This is a genomic window from Sphingomonas xanthus, from assembly GCF_007998985.1.
Classification (GTDB): Bacteria; Pseudomonadota; Alphaproteobacteria; order Sphingomonadales; family Sphingomonadaceae; genus Sphingomicrobium; species Sphingomicrobium xanthum.
Genome location: NZ_CP041659.1, coordinates 1549072 through 1566839 on the forward strand (window position 1 = coordinate 1549072; position 17768 = coordinate 1566839).

The 17768-nt window shown below is 64.6% G+C and carries 20 protein-coding genes; 10 read left to right on the plus strand and 10 right to left on the minus strand.

Features of this window, described 5'->3' with window-relative positions:
• The first annotated feature begins 19 nt into the window (after window positions 1-19).
• The gene (locus FMM02_RS07790; protein WP_147494316.1) at window positions 20-622 is read left to right on the plus strand and encodes a TetR/AcrR family transcriptional regulator; all 603 of its coding nucleotides are present in this window, start codon (window positions 20-22) and stop codon (window positions 620-622) included.
• Between the two features lie 12 nt (window positions 623-634).
• Window positions 635-1165 carry a GNAT family N-acetyltransferase gene (locus FMM02_RS07795; RefSeq protein ID WP_147494317.1) on the plus strand — a complete coding sequence of 177 codons (531 nt, stop codon included), beginning with the start codon at window positions 635-637 and terminating at the stop codon, window positions 1163-1165.
• Window positions 1166-1229: 64 nt separating this feature from the next.
• On the opposite strand, the gene FMM02_RS07800 is transcribed toward FMM02_RS07795, so the two are convergent.
• A complete protein-coding gene (locus FMM02_RS07800; protein WP_147494318.1) occupies window positions 1230-1700 on the minus strand; it encodes a ferritin-like domain-containing protein in 471 nt (156 codons plus the stop codon).
• A 125-nt stretch (window positions 1701-1825) separates the two neighbouring features.
• Between FMM02_RS07800 and FMM02_RS07805 the strand changes: the two genes are divergently transcribed.
• From FMM02_RS07805 to FMM02_RS07840, 8 genes are all read left to right on the plus strand, one after another.
• Entirely contained in the window at window positions 1826-2422 is a 597-nt protein-coding gene (locus tag FMM02_RS07805) for a hemerythrin domain-containing protein (protein WP_187107732.1), read from the plus strand.
• A 117-nt stretch (window positions 2423-2539) separates the two neighbouring features.
• Complete coding sequence (gene glk, locus FMM02_RS07810; RefSeq protein ID WP_147494320.1) at window positions 2540-3523, plus strand: glucokinase; 984 nt, start codon at window positions 2540-2542, stop codon at window positions 3521-3523.
• 54 nt (window positions 3524-3577) lie between these two features.
• Window positions 3578-5029, plus strand: a complete 1452-nt coding sequence (gene zwf, locus FMM02_RS07815; protein ID WP_147494321.1) for a glucose-6-phosphate dehydrogenase — start codon at window positions 3578-3580, stop codon at window positions 5027-5029.
• Window positions 5022-6836: a phosphogluconate dehydratase gene (gene edd / locus FMM02_RS07820; RefSeq protein WP_147494322.1), complete on the plus strand. Its 1815-nt coding sequence runs from the start codon at window positions 5022-5024 to the stop codon at window positions 6834-6836. The genes zwf and edd overlap by 8 nt, the downstream gene beginning before the upstream one ends.
• Before the next feature lie 14 nt (window positions 6837-6850).
• A complete protein-coding gene (eda, locus tag FMM02_RS07825) occupies window positions 6851-7444 on the plus strand; it encodes a bifunctional 4-hydroxy-2-oxoglutarate aldolase/2-dehydro-3-deoxy-phosphogluconate aldolase (RefSeq protein WP_147495023.1) in 594 nt (197 codons plus the stop codon).
• 67 nt (window positions 7445-7511) lie between these two features.
• Window positions 7512-8267, plus strand: a complete 756-nt coding sequence (locus FMM02_RS07830) for an energy transducer TonB (RefSeq protein ID WP_147494323.1) — start codon at window positions 7512-7514, stop codon at window positions 8265-8267.
• Between the two features lie 50 nt (window positions 8268-8317).
• Window positions 8318-9019 carry a 6-phosphogluconolactonase gene (pgl, locus tag FMM02_RS07835; RefSeq protein ID WP_147494324.1) on the plus strand — a complete coding sequence of 234 codons (702 nt, stop codon included), beginning with the start codon at window positions 8318-8320 and terminating at the stop codon, window positions 9017-9019.
• 139 nt (window positions 9020-9158) lie between these two features.
• Window positions 9159-9683, plus strand: a complete 525-nt coding sequence (locus tag FMM02_RS07840) for a hypothetical protein (RefSeq protein ID WP_147494325.1) — start codon at window positions 9159-9161, stop codon at window positions 9681-9683.
• Window positions 9684-9747: 64 nt separating this feature from the next.
• On the opposite strand, the gene FMM02_RS07845 is transcribed toward FMM02_RS07840, so the two are convergent.
• Genes FMM02_RS07845 through FMM02_RS07885 form a run of 9 tightly spaced genes read right to left on the minus strand, consistent with a single transcriptional unit; the run spans window position 9748 to window position 17752 of the window.
• Complete coding sequence (locus tag FMM02_RS07845) at window positions 9748-11412, minus strand: MFS transporter (RefSeq protein ID WP_246104748.1); 1665 nt, start codon at window positions 11410-11412, stop codon at window positions 9748-9750.
• A complete protein-coding gene (locus FMM02_RS07850) occupies window positions 11409-11918 on the minus strand; it encodes a DUF3833 family protein (protein WP_187107733.1) in 510 nt (169 codons plus the stop codon). Before FMM02_RS07850 ends, FMM02_RS07845 begins: the two co-directional genes overlap by 4 nt.
• Window positions 11915-12964 (minus strand): NAD(P)-dependent alcohol dehydrogenase, encoded by a 1050-nt coding sequence (locus FMM02_RS07855; RefSeq protein WP_187107734.1) that lies wholly within the window; start codon window positions 12962-12964, stop codon window positions 11915-11917. The genes FMM02_RS07850 and FMM02_RS07855 overlap by 4 nt, the downstream gene beginning before the upstream one ends.
• A gap of 22 nt (window positions 12965-12986) precedes the next feature.
• Complete coding sequence (locus FMM02_RS07860) at window positions 12987-13838, minus strand: HpcH/HpaI aldolase/citrate lyase family protein (RefSeq protein WP_147494327.1); 852 nt, start codon at window positions 13836-13838, stop codon at window positions 12987-12989.
• Window positions 13835-14287, minus strand: coding sequence for a MaoC family dehydratase (locus tag FMM02_RS07865; RefSeq protein ID WP_147494328.1), 453 nt, complete (start codon window positions 14285-14287; stop codon window positions 13835-13837). The genes FMM02_RS07860 and FMM02_RS07865 overlap by 4 nt, the downstream gene beginning before the upstream one ends.
• Before the next feature lie 31 nt (window positions 14288-14318).
• Window positions 14319-14576 (minus strand): hypothetical protein, encoded by a 258-nt coding sequence (locus FMM02_RS07870; RefSeq protein WP_187107735.1) that lies wholly within the window; start codon window positions 14574-14576, stop codon window positions 14319-14321.
• A gap of 25 nt (window positions 14577-14601) precedes the next feature.
• The gene (locus tag FMM02_RS07875; protein ID WP_147494330.1) at window positions 14602-16923 is read right to left on the minus strand and encodes a transketolase; all 2322 of its coding nucleotides are present in this window, start codon (window positions 16921-16923) and stop codon (window positions 14602-14604) included.
• 50 nt (window positions 16924-16973) lie between these two features.
• Window positions 16974-17336: a YkvA family protein gene (locus FMM02_RS07880; RefSeq protein WP_147494331.1), complete on the minus strand. Its 363-nt coding sequence runs from the start codon at window positions 17334-17336 to the stop codon at window positions 16974-16976.
• Complete coding sequence (locus FMM02_RS07885; RefSeq protein WP_147494332.1) at window positions 17333-17752, minus strand: winged helix-turn-helix transcriptional regulator; 420 nt, start codon at window positions 17750-17752, stop codon at window positions 17333-17335. The genes FMM02_RS07880 and FMM02_RS07885 overlap by 4 nt, the downstream gene beginning before the upstream one ends.
• Window positions 17753-17768: the final 16 nt, after the last annotated feature.

Consider the following 17768-nt stretch of genomic DNA (forward strand, 5'->3'; position numbering starts at 1 on the left):
GTGCAATTATTTTGAGAAAATGTCAACGCATTCGCTTAATGCTCCCCCAAAACGGGATTATCGGCTGGGCAAACGGGCCAAGAAGCAGGAAGAGACGCGCCAGCGCATTGTCGAGGCGGCAGTCGACCTGCACTGTTCGATCGGTCCGGCGCGCACGAGCGTGTCGCAAATTGCCGAGCGGGCAGGGGTGCAGCGTCATACCTATTATGCCCACTTTCCCGACGAGTGGGACCTGTTGACGGCCTGCTCGGGCCTGGCGCTGTCTCGCGACCCGCTCCCCAGCGTTGAGGACTGGCTGGATTTTCCCCCCGGCCAAGAACGGATCGTCCACGGGCTTGCTGAACTCTATGCCTGGTTCGGCCGCAATGAAGGGCAGGCCGCCTGCGTCCTGAGGGACGCGGAACATCACGAGCCGACACGAAAGATCGTCGCGCTAAGGATGCAGCCGACATTCCAGCGCGCGGCCGCTCTGCTCGCGGAAGGCCTGCCCGGGCAGGGCGCGTCGCTGGTCGCGGTGGCGCTCGATTTCCACTGCTGGCGGATCCTGGCGAGCGATCATAGTCCGTCAGGTGCAGCGGCGCTGATGGCGGGCGCTATTTGCAGCACGACCCCTGTCGCCTAAGGACAGCGCGTTATGGCCGAGAGCGTACGTCCGATCCATGGGCAGGGGAAATGCCCCACAAGGCAAATCATTGTCCGCTGCGGCTCCCTCCTGACGCATTCGGAGTGCGAGCAGCTCCGCAGCCTTATGCTGGCGGCCATATTGCATCCTGCAAGCCGGTACGACGCGGAGCAAAGCCGCACATGGGCCAACAATGTTCCAGCGATTGCCAATCTCCAGGAAAGGCTAGCCCCGCAACAGTTGGTGTTGGCTGTCGAGGAAGAGGTACTGCAGGGATTCATGTCCCTTGCCGATGACGGGCTCATCGATCTTGCGTTCATCGCGCCCGAATATCAGGGAACCGGCCTGTTCGCGGCGCTGCTGACGGATGTTGAGCGAGCCGCAAGCGCACGAGGTCTTGCCTGGCTGGGCGCAAAAGCGAGCTTGAATGCAGTCGGCCCATTCCAGCGCCGGGGTTTTTCGGTTCTGGACCGGGAAGATGTTACATTGCCCGGCAGTGGTCGATCGCTGACCCGCTTCCACGTCGAAAAGCCGCTGACCTGAAGCCGCCACGACTGGAGGCAGTGCGCCGGGGCCGGTTCCGGGGCGGGCCTTGGATGCGCTTTGCTTATCCGGAAGGGGTCTGGACCGCTGGCGAACGGTTGAGTTCGGCGACCTGCTTGCGGTTGGCCTGGACCGAGCGGTGCGCCCGCTCGATCATTGCGGCGACGTCGGCAGTCATGTTCGCCGCGGCCAATGCGCTTTCCAGCTTCTCGATCAGATATTCCTCGCCGCGCAGGACTTCCTCGATGACCGCTCGATCATCGCGGCCCGCGAAGTTCGCCTTGAAGTCGAGCCAGCGCTGATGGAGGTAGCCCAGCGTCGTGCCATCGCGATCCGGGTCCACTCCTTCCGCGTAAAGCAGCTTGTTCATGTCCCGAAGCGTGCGGTCCCGCTCATTCACGAGGGCGGTGAACAGGCTTTGCATTTGCGGTTGCTCGGCATGTTGGGCAGCGTGCCGGTAGCCGTTGACGCTGTCGGCGACGGTATCGGCAAGGGTTTTCAAGAGGGCCAGGCTCTCATCCTTGTTTGTCGGCATTGGTGGCCTCCACAGATTGACGATGCCGACTGAACGTCCGGCGCGACGAGTCGATGCATGGAGATGGTGCGCCGCTGGAACGACTTGCCTTGCCGCGGTTTAAACTTCTTTTCAGGAGGTTGCCCATGAACACGCGTAGTGAGAGCCGGGCCAAGCCCGGACAAGATCGTAGCCCGTTCAACTTCAGTGGTGGTTCCGTCATCGCCGCGGTCGCTGCCGGCGCGGCCCTCGCACTTGCCGGAAACTTTGGCCGTAAACTGGCGGTCCAAGGCCTCAGCGCTTCGAAAGGCGATTGGAGTGAATCGCTGGCCGCCGAGCATACGGCCGTGGAAAAACTGTTCGACGCGATGCTCGCGACCGACGACGGCGACAAGTATAAGCGCGCGCTGCTGCTCACGCAGCTTTCCCATGCGCTGGACAAACATGCCTATGCGGAAGAGCATGTCATCTATCCCAAGCTGCGCGAAACCGGCGACGAAAGCTTCGCCGAGCATCTCGAGAACGACCATGGCGCGGTAAAGGAATTCCTTTATCGGCTGTCGAAGATGAGCAGCGAAGATCCGGCATGGCGGGAAACTGTCGGCGCCTTTCGCAATGTGGTCCTGCTGCACGCCGAGGAAGAAGAAAAGCAGATTTTCCCGGCCCTTCGCGCCAAGCTGTCCGATGATGACAACGCGCGGCTGACCAAGGACGTCAACAAGGCAGGATTCTGGGCCGCTTGATCGGAAATCACCGAACCAGGGCAGGGCGCGGCGCATGCTTGGACGCCTGTCGCGTTGCGCGTGGGCCCGCTACCACAGGCGCCATGATCGACGCTTGCGCCAGCTTGGCCTGATTCGATGGCGCACCGCATCGCAGTTGCCGATATCGGCGGGACCCATGCCCGCTTCGCGCTGGCCGACATTGCTGAGGGCGCGGTGGTCGGGCTTGGCGACCCGCTAACGCTTGCCACCTCGGATCATGCCAGTTTCCAGACTGCGTGGCAGCAGTTCGGTCACCAGCTCGGCGAACCCTTGCCGACCGACCTCGGGGTCGCCTTTGCGGGGACCGTCCAGGGGGATGTGCTGAAGCTGACCAACAATCCTTGGGTCATTCAGCCGGCACTGATGAAGGAGAAGCTGGGGGTCGAGCGATTCTTAATCGTCAACGATTTTGGCGCCGTGGCCCATGCCGTGGCGCAGCTTGGCCCAGACCATTTCGACCATCTGTGCGGGCCGGACCGGCCATTGCCCGCGACCGGCGTCACATCGGTCGTCGGGCCCGGCACAGGGCTTGGGGTCGCACAATTGCTACGCCACGCCAGCGGCTATCATGTCATCGAAACGGAAGGCGGGCATGTCGATTTCGCGCCGCTGGACGGACTTGAGGACCGCATCCTGCAATATCTGCGCCGCCAGTTCCGCCGCGTGTCAACGGAGCGGATCGCCTGCGGATCGGGGCTCGCCAATCTTTATGACGCACTTGCATCGATCGAAGGGCAGAATGCCCGCTATGCCGACGACAAGGCATTGTGGGCGGCCGCACTGGAGGGACGCGACCCGCTCGCCGGGGCTGCGCTCGACCGCTTCTTCCTGACCTTGGGCGCGGTTGCCGGCGACCTTGCGCTTTCGCATGGCGCCAATGCCGTCGTCATTGCCGGCGGGCTCGGCTTCCGGCTCAAGGATCGCTTCGCCGGCTCGGGCTTTGCCGACCGGTTCATCGCCAAGGGGCGTTTCGAACGGCGGATGGAGGCCATTCCTGTCAAGCTCGTCACCCACCCGCAACCCGGATTGTACGGCGCTGCCGCGGCCTTCGCGATCGGCCTCACGGGCGGCGGCCATTAGCTTTTGCCGAACGATGGTCGCAACCTCGCCCCAGAACAGCTAGGAACGGAGAGGATGAAGACGGTCAGCACCCTTTTGCTGTTCGGCGCCACCGGCGACCTGTCGCATCGCATGTTGCTTCCGTCGCTTTACGGTCTTCATGTCGACGGGTTGCTGCCGGCGGATTTCCGGATCGTAGCCACCGCCCGAAGCAAATTCGACGACGCGGCCTTTCGTGCCAGCGCCGTCGACGCGCTGAAGGACCATGTCCCGGCGGATTTCTTCGATGATGCCAAGGCCGGGGAGTTCGTTTCCCGCCTGAGCTATGTGCCGCTCGATGCAACCCAGCGGGACGGCTTTGACCGGCTTGCGGAGAAGATCGATCCGGCCGGCGGACTGGCGATCTTCCTGTCAACCGCGCCATCGCTGTTCAAGCCCACGATCGACGGGCTGGCCTCGGCGGGCCTGACCGGCGAGGATGTTCGTCTGGCATTGGAAAAGCCGCTCGGCACCGACCTCGCCTCTAGCCGGGAGATCAATGACGCGGTCGCCGCGGCCTTTCCGGAAGAGCGGACCTTCCGGATCGATCATTATTTGGGCAAGGAAACCGTCCAGAACCTGCTTGCGCTGCGCTTCGCCAATTCGACCTTCGAGCCGCTTTGGAACAGCGCCCATATTGACCATGTCCAGATCACGGTCGCGGAAACGGTCGGGCTGGAAGGGCGTGCCGGCTATTATGACAGCGCGGGCGCGCTTCGTGACATGGTCCAGAACCATATGCTGCAACTGGTCGCGCTGGTGGCGATGGAGCCCCCGGCCAACTTCGATGCGACCTCGGTCCGGGACGAAAAGGTCAAGGTGCTGCGCTCGCTGCGCGCCATCGGCAGCGACGATATCGCAACCCATGTCGTCACCGGCCAGTATGGCAATGGCGCGGTCGGGGATCAGCCCGTCGGTAGCTATACGTCTGAACTCGGCAAACCATCGTCGACCGAGACCTTCGTCGCGCTCAAGGCCCATGTCGACAATTGGCGCTGGTCCGGCGTGCCCTTCTACCTGCGCACCGGCAAACGGATGGCCGCCCGCAAGACCGAAATTTTCATCCAGTTCAAATGCGTGCCCCATTCGATATTCGCCAGCAGGGGTGCGCGGACACAGGCCAACAAGCTCGTCATCTCGATCCAGCCGGAAGAGAATATCCGCCTGCTGGTGATGGCCAAGACGCCCGGACTCGACCGCCAGGGCCTGCGTCTTCGCGAAATTGCGCTAGATGTGGCGATGGCCGACGCTTTCGCTGACGCGCGGCGCCGGATCGCCTACGAACGGCTGCTGCTCGACCTCGTCGAGGGCGATCCGACCCTGTTCGTGCGCCGCGACGAAGTGGAGGCGCAGTGGCAATGGATCGATGATGTCCGCGCTGCCTGCCGTGAGGCGGGTTTGGAACCGCGAAACTATGGCGCGGGAAGTTGGGGTCCCTCGGCGGCCATCGCCCTGACCGAGCGGGACGGGGTGCATTGGCATGACTAGCCTTGATCCGCGCGTTGGCAAGGTGACCGACCGGATAATCGAGCGGTCGAAGGCAAGCCGCCGCCGATACCTGGAGCTGATCGCTGCCGAGGCCGACCGTGGCATGCGACGCGAACGGCTTAGCTGCGGCAACTTCGCCCACGGGTTCGCCGCGAGCGGGGAGGACAAGCCTGCGATCAAGGGTCTGCGCGGGCCGAACCTTGGTATCGTCACGGCCTATAACGACATGCTGTCGGCGCATCAGCCCTACGGCCGTTACCCTGAGCAGATGAAGATTTATGCCCGCGAGGCCGGCGCCACCGCCCAGGTCGCCGGGGGCGTTCCGGCGATGTGCGACGGGGTAACGCAGGGCCAGCCGGGAATGGACCTGTCGCTGGCAAGTCGCGACGTGATCGCGCTGGCCACTGCGGTCGCGCTGTCGCACGGCATGTTCGACGGCGTCGCCATGCTCGGAATTTGCGACAAGATCGTTCCGGGCCTCTTGATCGGCGCATTGCGCTTCGGTCATTTGCCGATGCTGCTGGTACCCGGCGGGCCGATGCCTTCGGGCCTGGCCAACAAGGAAAAGCAGCGCGTTCGGCAGCTTTATGCCGAAGGCAAGGCGAGCCGCGAGGAGCTGCTGGCTGCCGAATCCGCCTCGTATCATGGCGCCGGCACCTGCACCTTTTACGGCACCGCCAACAGCAACCAGATGATGATGGAATTGATGGGCCTGCATATTCCCGGCGCGGCATTCGCCAACCCGGGAACGAAGTTGCGGCAGGCGCTGACCCGGGCCGCGGTTCACCGGCTCGCTGCGCTGGCCAAGAACCGGGCCCGGCCGCTGGGCGAAGTCGTCGATGAGAAAGCAATCGTCAATGCAGCGGTCGGCCTGCTTGCGACCGGCGGTTCGACCAACCATGCCATCCACCTTCCCGCGATCGCCCGGGCGGCCGGGATCCTGATCAATTGGCAGGACCTCGCCGAACTGTCGGCTGCTGTCCCGCTGATCGCGCGCGTCTATCCCGGCGGGTCGGGCGACGTGAACGATTTCCATGCGGCGGGCGGCATGGCGTTTACCGCCCGTACACTGCTGGACGCCGGGCTGTTGCATGGCGACATGCTCCCGGCCGGGGCTGACGATTTCTGCGCCTTCGCCACTAATCCCGCGCTCGATGGCGAAGAACTGCGGTGGAGCGAGGTGCCGGCCTCGCGCGATCCGACAATGTTGCGCCCGGTCGCCGAGCCGTTCCTGGCCGATGGCGGCATGCGGCTGGTCGCGGGCAATATCGGCCGAGCGATCTTCAAGACCAGCGCCGTCGCTCCCGAACGCTGGACTATCGAGGCGGCCTGCCGATGTTTTTCGGATCAGGACCAGGTCCTGGCGGCGTTCCAGGCGGGAGAGCTCGATCGCGACGTTGCAGTGGTCGTCCGTTTCCAGGGACCGCGCGCCAACGGCATGCCCGAACTGCACAAGCTGACCCCGGCGCTCGGCGTGCTGCAGGACCGGGGACATAAGGTGATGCTGATCACCGACGGGCGCATGTCGGGAGCCAGCGGCAAGGTGCCCGCGGCAATTCATTGCTGTCCGGAAGCGCTTGGCGGCGGTCCGCTGGCGCGGCTGGCCGATGGCGACATAGTGCGCCTTTGCGCCGACAAGGGAACGCTCGAGGCCGTCGGAGTGGACCTGGCCGCCCGCGGGCCCGCCGAAGCCCCTGCGCCTCCGGTCGGCACCGGTCGCGAACTGTTCGCCTTCATGCGCGATGGCGCGGACGATGCCGAGCGCGGCGCATCGGCGATGCTCGACATGATGGAGCAAAGCCTGTGAGTATCGACACGATCATGCGCTGCGCGCCGGTGATCCCGGTGCTGGTCCTCGACGGGCAGGTAGATCCTGTGGCGCTTGCCGAAACGCTGGTCGAGGCCGGCCTCCCGGTGATCGAGGTTACCCTCCGGACGCCTTCGGCGCTCGATGCGATCCGCCGGATGCGCACCGTGGAAGGCGCGATCATTGGTGCGGGCACCGTACTCAGCGCCGCGATGATGGAGCAGGCGATCGGCGCTGGCGCCCAATTTGCCGTTTCCCCGGGCCTCCTCGACGGGCTTGTTCGCATGGCTAGCGAACGGGATCTGCCCTACCTCCCCGGCGTTGCCAATGCGACCGACCTGATGATCGGCATCGACCTCGGACTCGACCGATTCAAGTTCTTCCCGGCCGAAAGCTCCGGCGGGATCGCTGCCCTATCGGCACTGGCCGGCCCGTTCCTTGACGCCCGATTCTGCCCCACCGGCGGAATCACGGCGGAAACGGCTAGCGCCTGGCTCGCGCGTACCGAAGTGCTGTGCGTCGGCGGCAGCTGGATTATTCGTGCCGGCGAAACCGATCTCGCGGTTATCTTCGAGCGGGCGCGGGCCGCTGCGGCTCTTGGCGAATAAGGGCCTCCGCGCCGGCCAATCGGCGGCGTAACGAAACCCGTTGCTTGGCGCCGACGTTAGGGAGGACATGTACCAGCCGCGCCCCACGACCAAGGACCGTATCGCGACGATCATCGCAGTTCTGGCGATGCATGCGATGTTGGCCTTTGCCTTGATCAACATCTCGCCGGACGCGCGCGAACAGTTGCCCCCCGAGGTTATCGAGATTTTCGACGTGACCGAGGCGCCCCCGCCCGAGCCCCCAGTAGTCGAGCAGCTTCCCGAGCCCGAGCAGGAGCCGCAACCGCGCGAAGAGGGCGCTGCGTCCGCTCCCAATATCGAAAGCCGCGCCACGCCGGTCGTCGCGCCGCGCCCGCCGATCTCCCTGCCCATCCCGCAGCCGATGCCGGTCACCCAGACGCCGGGCGAGGGCAGCGAGTCCACGCAGGGTGCAGCTCCCATTGCGGGTCCCGGCACCGGCGCCGGCGGCGTGGGCACCGGAACGGGCAGCGGCGGTGCGGGCAGCGGGACCGGCGGAGGCGGCGCGGGCGGGGGAACGCGCCCATCGCTGCTTCGAGGAGTCACCAATCGCGATTTTCCCGAGGCGATCCAACGGCGCTGGCCGCGCGGGGGGCGGATCTTCGTCCGGGTTCGGGTCGAACCCAATGGCCGCCCAAGCCAGTGCGACGTATTGCGCTCCTTCGGCGACGCCGCAAGCGACCAATGGACTTGCAGCCTAGTAATGAGCCGCGCCACTTTCCGCCCAGCGACCGACGCCAACGGCCGGCCGATTTCGGCTTGGTTCGGCTATGTGCAAAGCGACACCGGCCGCTTCGACCGCTAGGCAATCCGCGTCGAACTGCCTAGAGCCCGGGGCAGCGAAGGGAGCGACCAATGATTGAAGCCGAATGGTGGGACTATGACGATGCCGACGAGATGGCTGATGCTGTTGCCGGCGATATCGGCTTCATCATCGAAAGCGCGCTCGATGCCCGCGGCGAGGCACTGATTGCAGTCCCAGGCGGCCGGACCCCGCTGCCGATCTACCAGCGGCTGGCGAAGGCCAAGCTCAACTGGAAAAAGGTTACGATCATCCCGACCGATGACCGGCTGGTCCCATTGTCCGATGACCGGTCCAATGTGCGGGCCATAGCCCAGGCTTTCTTGCCGACCGGTGCCCGGGTGTTTCCGATCACCAGCGACATCGACGACTATAAGCTTGCCGGGAACAGCGCCAACGCCAAGCTCAACGAACTGAAGTTCCCGCTCGACCTCGCCTGGCTGGGCGTCGGCGGGGACGGTCATACCGCCTCGATCTTCGATGGTCCTGACCTCGACGAAGCGCTCAACGCGCCAAAGGGTCGTCATGCCATCGGTGTGATGCCGGACCCCATGCCGTCCGATGTTCCGGTCGCCCGCGTCACCCTGACCCGCTCGGCGATTCTGTCGGCGCGCACCGTGCTGATTACCGTGACCGGCGATGCGAAGAAGGCCCTGCTCGAAGGCGCAATCGCCGACGGCCAATCGTCGAAACTGCCCATCGGACGCGTGCTTGCCGAGGCCGAGCAGCCGATCGACATTCACTGGAGCGCCTGACCGGGCAGCGGTGTGCCGGGGCCCAGCGCGTGGACTCGCGCGGGCCGCCGCCGCCTTTTCACCGATTGCTCACCACGACCTCATGCCGCTCATTGGCCTGCGGCGTAGTGTGGACGCTCCCGAACCATGTGGAGCGACAATGATGGTGACTTTCGTGCGTGCCGGGCGCGGCCGCATTCGGCTGATCGCATGGGTGGCGGCATCCGCGCTGATACTGGGACCGCTTGCGGCGCTGAAAGCTGCGGATCCGACCGCTTGGGCGATCGAGGATTTGCCCTTCGCCTTGCTAATGGTGCTCGCGGTGGGCGGCGCGCTCGAGTGCGCCGTCCATATTCCCCGGCGCCTGGCCTATCGCGCCGGCCTCGCCCTGGCGGTCGGCCCCATGGCGCTCCTGACGCTGGGCAATCTGGCTGTCGGGTTCGCGGGGTCGGAAGAAAATGCGATCAACGCGCTTTTTTTCATCGTCCCGCTGATCGCAGTCCTCGGCGCAGTCATGGGCGGGTTTCGTTCACGGAGCCTGGCAGTGACCATGCTTGCCGCGGCCACCGTACAATTAGCCTTGGGAATCTACGCGTTCGTCCATGGCTATTTCACCGGCCCGCTGACCGTCGCCTTCACAAGCCTATGGTTGGCATCGGCCTTGCTGTTCCGACGGGCGACCTGAAGCTCGGCCTGCTGCGCGACCGCCAACAGACCCGCCGGTGGTGACCATTGCGCCGTCCTTTTGGTCAGCATTCATCCAGCGGCTTGCCGCGGGTCTCCTTGAGGAAGAATATCGTCACCACGGCGCTTAGGGCGGTGAACGCCACCGCATACCAAAGCCCCGCATAGATATCGCCGGTCATGGCCACCAGCGCGAAGCTGGTAACCGGCAAGAACCCACCGACCCAGCCGGTGCCGACATGGTAAGGCAGGCTCATCGCCGTATAGCGGATGCGGGTCGGGAACATTTCGACCAGCGCCGCCGCCTGCGGCCCGTAAAGCGCAGTCGCGGCGACCACCAGCAGCAGCAATACCGACAGCAAAATCGGCATGTCGACCGCTTTCGGATCGGCCGACTTCGGATAGCCGGCGGTTTCCAGCACGCCGTTGACCGCCGCGGCGACATTCGCCTTGTGCGCCTTGAGGTCGCCGACCGTCTCACCGCCGGGCACCGGCACCGCCTGCTGGCCGGCAAGGATGCGCGTCTGGCCATCGCCCGACGCGCGCGTCGAATAAGCGATGCCCCGGGCGATCAGGGTCGACTTGGCGATGTCGCACGCGCTGGTGAACTTGGCCGTTCCGGTAGGGTCGAACTGCGAGGAGCAGCTGGCAAGGTCGGTCTCAACCAGCACTGGCTGACGCTCCTGCGCGGCGACCAGCGCTGGGTTGGTCGCTTCGGCGATGAGGTGCGAACCGGGAAAGTAGAGCGCAAGTGCAAGCAGCATCCCGCCCAGCATCACCGGCTTTCGGCCGACCCGATCGCTAAGCCAGCCGAAGAAGACGTAAAGCGGCGCGCTGACCACCGTCATGATGATCAGCAACATGTCCTTGGTCGCGCCGGGAAGTCCTAGCGATTTTTCCAGGAACACCTGCATGTAGAAGAAGGTGAAATACCAAACCGCCCCTTGCGCGCACATGATGCCGAAGAAGGCTATGGCGACCCGGCGCAGGCTGTCGCGCGTAGCGAAACTTTCGCGAAGTGGGGCCTTGCTGGTCGCGCCTTCGGCCTTCAGCTTCGCGAACTCCGGGCTTTCGGACAGCTTCACGCGCATCCACACCGAAATCGCCAAAAGCAGGATCGAAACGAGGAATGGAATTCGCCAGCCCCACGCTTCGAATACCTGCTCGCCGAGCATGGTACGGGTGGCGAAGATGACCAGAAGCGCGGCAAGCAGGCCGAACGACGCCGACGACTGAATCCAGCCGGTGGCCGCGCCGCGCTTGTCGTTATCGGCATGCTCCGCGACATAGATCGCAGCGCCGCCATATTCGCCGCCAAGCGCAGTCCCCTGGCAGATGCGCAGGATTATCAGCAGGATCGGGGCAATGATCCCTGCCTGGGCATAGGTCGGGAGCAGGCCGATGGCGAAGGTTGCTCCCCCCATCAGGCTGACGGTGGCCAGGAAGGTGGCCTTGCGTCCGATGCGGTCGCCCATTGCGCCGAAGATGATCGCGCCGAGCGGGCGGAAGGCAAAACCGACCGCGAACAAGGCCAGCGCAGCGACCAATGCACCGGTGGGATCGAGCCCGGCGAGAAACACTTTGGCGATGACCGGCGTCAGCGAACCGAAGATGAAAAAATCATACCATTCGAACGCCGTCCCTGCCGACGAAGCAGTGACGACCCGGGCCATCGACCATGGCTTGGCCGCTTCGGACATTTGCTGATCCTCCCCCTTCCGGCCGGTCATGTGGCCGGAGACTTGCGGGCGATCCTTTCGTCAAGGCGGGCGACATTCAAGCCCCATTTGTAGATGTCGAGCCGGTTATGCACGATTCCGTCCATCCCGAGCGTCAATGTCTGGCGAACGCGGTAATCCTCGGTGGCGTAGCGGATCGTCATGCGATTGCCCTGGACCGCCGCTTCTACCGGCCCGACCGCCTCGGTCAGCGATCCCGTAAAGCGGCCTTTGCCCATCGGCCAGATCGTCCAGCGCCGCTCCCGAACCGCTTCACCCTCAAGGTGAAGGAGCTGGTCCAGCCTCAGGCCGCCGCCGGGAAGCTTGCGCCCGACACTGGATACCGACAGCGGCTGCGAGTTGCCGACCAGCTTGTGAAGCGCGCCCCTGCCTTCGGTATAACCGGCGAAAAAGGCGATCGGATCGAGCTTCGGTTGTGCATCCGCCCGCGGCCGGTCGGCCGATGGCAGGCAAGCGGCAAGCCATAGCGCGGGAATAAGCGGCGCGAAGATCCTCAAGTGCGTTGCGGCATTTCTATGACGAAGCGGTGTGGCGTGTCGCCGCGCGATAATTTGTCCCAGGCCTCGTTGATCTGGTCGGGACTGATCACCTCGATTTCGGGCATGACATCATGCTCGGCGCAAAAATCCAGCATTTCCTGCGTCTCGCGGATACCGCCGATCTGCGATCCGGCGAGCGCCTTGTTGCCGAATACGATCCCGAATGTGCTGAGTTCGGGCAAGGGGCCGATCTGCCCGACGATGACCAGCTGGCCCTTCGGCTGAAGCAGCGCGAGATACGGCTGGACGTCATGCTTCACCGGGATGGTATCGATGATCAGCGTGAAGCGCCCCTTGGCCGAGCGCATCGCCGCCTCGTCGGTCGACACCAGCACATCCCTAGCGCCAATCGCCCGCGCGGCATCGGCCTTGGACGGGGAGGTCGTCAGCACCGTCACCTCGGCGCCCATCGCCGTGGCCAGCTTGACCGCCATATGCCCCAGCCCGCCGAGGCCGGCGACGGCGACCTTGTCGCCGGCCTTGACCTTCCATTGGCGCAGCGGTGAGTAGGTGGTGATGCCCGCGCACAGCAGCGGAGCGGCCCTGGCCATGTCCATTCCGTCGGGGATCCGGCAGACGAATTCCTCGCGGACCACCAGACTTTCTGCATAGCCGCCAAAGGTGATCGATCCGTCCTGCCGGTCCTTGGCCGAATAGGTGAAGGTCGGCATTTCGACGCAGAAATGTTCCTCGCCTTCGGAGCAAGGGGGACATTTCAGGCAGGAATCGACCAGGCAGCCGACGGCGACGCGATCGCCTTCCCGATATCGGGTGACGGCCGACCCGACTGCAGTCACCGTGCCGACGATCTCGTGCCCCGGCACCATCGGGTAGAGGCTCATTCCCCAGTCGTTATGGGCAAAGTGGAGGTCGGAATGGCAGATGCCGCAATGGCTGACCCTGATCGCGACATCTTCGGGCCGAAGGTCGCGGCGCTCGATGGTCATCGGGGTGACAGGCGCCCTGTCATCGGTCACGCCCCAGGCCTGGGTGGCGGTCGTCATCGCAGCAGCTCCTCGTTTTTGTCTATCGGACCCTCATCAACAGTCTTTTCGCCTGCAGGAGGTGCGGACGGTCTACCATCTTTCCGTCGATCGACAGCACGCCCGCGCTAGGCTGTGCCGCAAAGGCGTCGGCGATTGCCCGGGCATGGGCAATCTCGTCGGATGACGGGGTGAATGCGGCGTTGATCGGCCCGACCTGCGCCGGATGGATGGCAAGCTTCCCGGTGAACCCTTCCGCTGCCGCGGCGCGGGCTTCGGCAACCAGCCCCTCCTCGTCGCGGAAGTTGGCGAACACGCCGTCGACGGGCTGCACTTCGGCTGCGACCGCGCCGGCGAGGGTCAGTGAGCGGGCCAGCCGATAGGTGAAGGCGAGCTCGCCATCGGCTCCGAATTTGGAGCTTGCGCCCAGTGCCGCGCTGAGGTCTTCGGCGCCCCAGCTCATGGCGAACAGCACCGGAGAGCAGTCGCGATAGCTCAGCAGGCTGAACAGCGACGCCGCGGTTTCGGTGACGATGGCGTGGATCGGCAGGCTTCGCGGCGCAAGCGCGGCGGCAAGGTCGGCGACATCGTCCCCGCTCTGGGCCTTGGGCAGAACAATCCCGTCAATGTCGAAATCGTCGAGCGCGGCAAGGTCTTCGTCATGCGCGTCGCAGCCGATCGGGTTGATCCTTACCCAACGCTGCGGACCATCATCGCCCCGCTGCGGAAGAAGGCCAAGCAGTTCGCGGGCCAGTGCTTTTTGGGCCGGTGCGACGCTGTCTTCGAGGTCGAAGATGACCGCGTCGGCCTCGCTGCCGATGGCCTTCATCACCTTCTTGTTGCTGTCGGCCGGGACGAACAGCCAGCTGCGCGGCGGTGGCGCCTGCGGGATCATGCCGGTTTCTTGTGGAGCAGCGCGGATCGCTTCATCGAGCAAACCGTCTCGTCGCGCTGGTTCACCGCCCGATGCTCCCAGGTCACGATGCCCGCGGTCGACCGCGAGGCGCTTTCGCGCAGCGCCACGACCTCGCTTTCGATGCGCAGCGTGTCGCCGATGAACACGGGCTTAGGAAATTTCACCTCGTCGAATCCCAGATTGGCGATCAGCGTCCCGAGCGTCGTTTCACCAACCGAGACGCCCACCGCCAGGCTGAAGGTGAAGCAGCTGTTGACGAGAATCTGCCCGAATTCGCTCGCCCTTGCCGCCCCTGCATCAAGGTGCAGCGGCTGCGGATTGTGGGTCAGTGTCGAAAAGAGGAGATTGTCGGTTTCGGTGACCGTGCGGCTGATCGGGTGGGCGACCATGTCACCGACCTGCCATTCGTCGAAATAGCGTCCTGCCATGGCCTTGCCTTAGGGCAGGTCCCGCCCGGCCTCAAGCGGCGCCGAGCTTGGCTTTAAGCTCGCACATGCCGATCCGCTCGATAGCATGGGCTCGGTCCTCGGCGCGGACGACGTTGGCGATATGACCGATCATCTGGCCGACGATGTCGACCGCCTGCAGCGCGACTCCATGCTCGGCAACCACCTCGGGGCTCATCGCCAGTTCGTCGCCCATCGCCACCAGCAGATCGCGGGCATTATCGAGCTCGGCAGCGAGCAATCGGTCAAGTGGAGTCGGCGGGCAGGCCATTCCGCGATGGCTAGGACGGCGATGCTTAAGAAGCGGTTTGCGGCAGCAGAAGTTCGGCGATTCCCTCGGTGATCGCGGCGCCGTCAAGGCGGTAGGCGGCATATAGTTCGGGCAGGCTGCCGGTCTGGCCGAACCGGTCGACACCCAGCGGGGCGACGCGATTACCGCGTACGCCGCCAAGCCAGCTCAAGGAAGCGGGGGCGGCATCACACAGGGTGACGAGGCCGGCGCCGGGCCTGATGCGGGACAGCAGCTGTTCGACATGGCTCGGTCTCCGGCGGCCAGACCAGCGCGCCGCCTGCGCAGCTGTCCAGTCACGGTGCAGCAGGTTGGGGGAGGTGACGCTGAGGAGGCCTAGGCCAGGGATATCGCCGCGCAGTTCCTCCCACGCCGCCAGCGCCTCGGGCATCAGAGCGCCCATGGCGACGATCGCCGCCTCGGCACCGGTGCCCGGCTCCTTGAGCCAATAGCCGCCCTTCAGAGCGCCATCCTTCCACATGTCGTCGGTCCGGCCGGTCTGGATCAGCGAACGGGTGGACAGGCGCAAATAGGTGGATTCGCCGGCCGGATCATCGATCAGGCGGAAGGCCAATTCCATCATCGCCGCCAGTTCGTCCGCGAAGGCGGGCTCATAGTGACGCAGGCCCGGCTGGCCGAGCGCGATCAAGGGCGGGTTGATCGACTGGTGTGCGCCGCCTTCGGGGCCCAGCGTCAGGCCCGAGGGGGTGGCCACCAGAAGGAAGCGGGCGTCCTGATAACAGCCATAATTGAGGCTATCGAGGCCGCGGGCAATGAACGGATCGTAAAGCGTCCCGATCGGAACCAGCCTTTCGCCGAACAGATCGCCCGACATGCCGAGCGCGGCCAGCATCAGGAAGAGGTTTGATTCGGCGATCCCCAATTCAATATGCTGGCCCTTGTTTGTCCCCGACCATTTTTGCGCGGAAGGAATCTTTGCGGCTGCGAAAACGTCAGCCATGTCGCGGCGCTTGAACAGGCCGCGCTGGTTCACGAAACCGCCGAGGTTGGTCGAAACCGTGACGTCGGGGGAGGTGGTGACGATACGGTCGGCGAGCGGGTGGCCCGACTTTGCAAGGTCGAGGAGAATTCGCCCGAACGCCGCCTGGGTCGACTGTTCCTCACCTTGGGGAGCGGGGATTGCGGGGACGCTGAGCTGGCCAAAGCTGCGGTCGCGCTTGGTCCTCGTAATGCGAGTGCGGTCGAGAACGGCCTCGACGGCAGAGCGGGCATTGCCGCCAAGTCCGGCGAGCGGTTCCCATTCCTCGCCCGGCGTCACGCCCATCGCGTCGCGCAGCGCATGGGCCTGGGTCGGGTTCATCAGCCCGGCGTGATTGTCCTTGTGTCCCGCGAAAGGCAGACCGAAGCCTTTTACCGTCCAGGCGACGAACAGGGTCGGCACATCGTCCCTCGCAGCGTCGAAGGCTTCGACGAGGCTATCCATGCAATGACCGCCAAGGTCGCTCATCAACCCCGCAAGCGAATCATCGTCATGGGCCTTGAGGAACGCTGCCGCTTTTTTGCCGAGGTCGGCCTCGATCCGCGCGCGCCACGCCTTGCCGCCCTGGTAGAGCAGTGCCGAATGGTCCGCGTTGGGCAGCGCGTCCAGCCAGTCGGCAAGGGCCGGATGTTCGGCCAGCGCCCCTTTCAACTTCTTGCCGTGGCGGAGTTCGACCGTGCGCCAGCCGCAGCTGCGGAAAATCTCGTCGAACCGTTCGAACATCCGGTCCTGCGAAGTCGCGTCGAGGCTCTGCCGGTTATAATCGACGATCCACCAGCAATTGCGGATGTCATGCTTGTGCGCTTCAATCAGGCATTCGTAGATATTGCCTTCGTCGAGTTCGGCATCGCCGATCAGCGCTACGAACCGGCCGCGGTCTTCCTCCGCCATCAGCCCATGGGCGGTGAGATAATCCTGCACCAGCGAGCCGAATGCGGTTATTGCGACGCCCAGTCCGACCGAGCCAGTGGAGAAATCTACCGGGATCCGGTCCTTGGTTCGGCTGGGATAGCTTTGCATGCCGCCGAAGCCGCGAAAATTCTGCAGCTGATCGAGCGTCTGCGAACCCAGCAGGTAATGGATTGCGTGCAGTACTGGGCCGGCATGGGGTTTTACCGCGACCCGGTCGTTGGGGCCCAGAGCATGGAAATAGAGCGCGGCCATGATCGCGGTCATCGACGCGCAGCTTGCCTGGTGCCCCCCGACCTTCAGCCCGTCGGCGCTGTCGCGAACATGGTTGGCATGGTGGATGGTCCAGGCCGACAGGAAGCGCAGCCGATCGTCGAGCGATTTCAGGGCAGCGATGTCGGGGGAAGCAGGCTTTAGCATGGCCAAAGCCCTAGCGCGTCGGCGGCAACTGGCAAGGGGCGCTCAGCCGCTCAGCCCAGCCATAACCAGCCGAGCAGCACAAGCAGGCCGGTCCAGATGGCGATGATCGCTGCGGCCGCGGTACGGCTCACCGGCCGCTCGGCCAGTTCGGCGCCCCTTGCGCGAAATTCGACGAGCAGCGGTGGGGGGATCAGCCGGACGGCGAGCCAGATCCCGGCCGGCACGATCAGCAGGTCGTCGAGGAGCCCCAGGACTGGAATAAAATCGGGAATCAGGTCGATCGGACTGAGGGCATAGGCAGCGACCGCACCGGCAATAAGCTTCGCGGGCAGGGGAGTGCGCGGATCACGCGCCGCGATCCACAGCGCCAGCACTTCGGCCTTCAGCGCTCGTACCCGGCTGCGCCAATTCATTTACTGTCCTGGATCGCGTCATATTGTTGCTGGGCGGCACGGATACAGTCGATATGGGCATTGGCCCAGTCGCCCAGCGCCTTCACCGGCTCGCGCAGCGACAAACCCAGCTCGGTCAGTTCATAATCTACTCGCGGCGGAATAGTCGGCGTGACCGCGCGGCTAATCAGTCCGTCGCGCTCGAGCGCACGAAGCGACAGCGTCAGCATGCGCTGCGACACGCCATCGAGCGCGCGTTTCAATTCCGAAAAGCGGCGCGGCCCATGGGCCAGCTGCATGACGATCTGCATGCTCCACTTGTCGCCCACCCGGTTCAGCACCGGAGTAACCCGGCGGCAGGTGGAACCGACTTCATGGGGTTCGGTCACATTGGTGTGACTGAGGAACAAATTTTTGCGTTCTTGTGCGGTTGCCATCGGTAGTTATTTAAAG

Bases quoted from the DNA above. Each gene is read 5' to 3' on its own strand.
- FMM02_RS07790 (WP_147494316.1), top strand. From the start codon at position 20: ATGTCAACGCATTCGCTTAATGCTCCCCCAAAACGGGATTATCGGCTG.
- FMM02_RS07795 (WP_147494317.1), top strand. From the start codon at position 635: ATGGCCGAGAGCGTACGTCCGATCCATGGGCAGGGGAAATGCCCCACA.
- FMM02_RS07800 (WP_147494318.1), bottom strand. From the start codon at position 1,700: ATGCCGACAAACAAGGATGAGAGCCTGGCCCTCTTGAAAACCCTTGCC.
- FMM02_RS07805 (WP_187107732.1), top strand. From the start codon at position 1,826: ATGAACACGCGTAGTGAGAGCCGGGCCAAGCCCGGACAAGATCGTAGC.
- glk (WP_147494320.1), top strand. From the start codon at position 2,540: ATGGCGCACCGCATCGCAGTTGCCGATATCGGCGGGACCCATGCCCGC.
- zwf (WP_147494321.1), top strand. From the start codon at position 3,578: ATGAAGACGGTCAGCACCCTTTTGCTGTTCGGCGCCACCGGCGACCTG.
- edd (WP_147494322.1), top strand. From the start codon at position 5,022: ATGACTAGCCTTGATCCGCGCGTTGGCAAGGTGACCGACCGGATAATC.
- eda (WP_147495023.1), top strand. From the start codon at position 6,851: ATGCGCTGCGCGCCGGTGATCCCGGTGCTGGTCCTCGACGGGCAGGTA.
- FMM02_RS07830 (WP_147494323.1), top strand. From the start codon at position 7,512: ATGTACCAGCCGCGCCCCACGACCAAGGACCGTATCGCGACGATCATC.
- pgl (WP_147494324.1), top strand. From the start codon at position 8,318: ATGATTGAAGCCGAATGGTGGGACTATGACGATGCCGACGAGATGGCT.
- FMM02_RS07840 (WP_147494325.1), top strand. From the start codon at position 9,159: ATGATGGTGACTTTCGTGCGTGCCGGGCGCGGCCGCATTCGGCTGATC.
- FMM02_RS07845 (WP_246104748.1), bottom strand. From the start codon at position 11,412: ATGACCGGCCGGAAGGGGGAGGATCAGCAAATGTCCGAAGCGGCCAAG.
- FMM02_RS07855 (WP_187107734.1), bottom strand. From the start codon at position 12,964: ATGACGACCGCCACCCAGGCCTGGGGCGTGACCGATGACAGGGCGCCT.
- FMM02_RS07860 (WP_147494327.1), bottom strand. From the start codon at position 13,838: ATGATCCCGCAGGCGCCACCGCCGCGCAGCTGGCTGTTCGTCCCGGCC.
- FMM02_RS07865 (WP_147494328.1), bottom strand. From the start codon at position 14,287: ATGGCAGGACGCTATTTCGACGAATGGCAGGTCGGTGACATGGTCGCC.
- FMM02_RS07870 (WP_187107735.1), bottom strand. From the start codon at position 14,576: ATGGCCTGCCCGCCGACTCCACTTGACCGATTGCTCGCTGCCGAGCTC.
- FMM02_RS07875 (WP_147494330.1), bottom strand. From the start codon at position 16,923: ATGCTAAAGCCTGCTTCCCCCGACATCGCTGCCCTGAAATCGCTCGAC.
- FMM02_RS07880 (WP_147494331.1), bottom strand. From the start codon at position 17,336: ATGAATTGGCGCAGCCGGGTACGAGCGCTGAAGGCCGAAGTGCTGGCG.
- FMM02_RS07885 (WP_147494332.1), bottom strand. From the start codon at position 17,752: ATGGCAACCGCACAAGAACGCAAAAATTTGTTCCTCAGTCACACCAAT.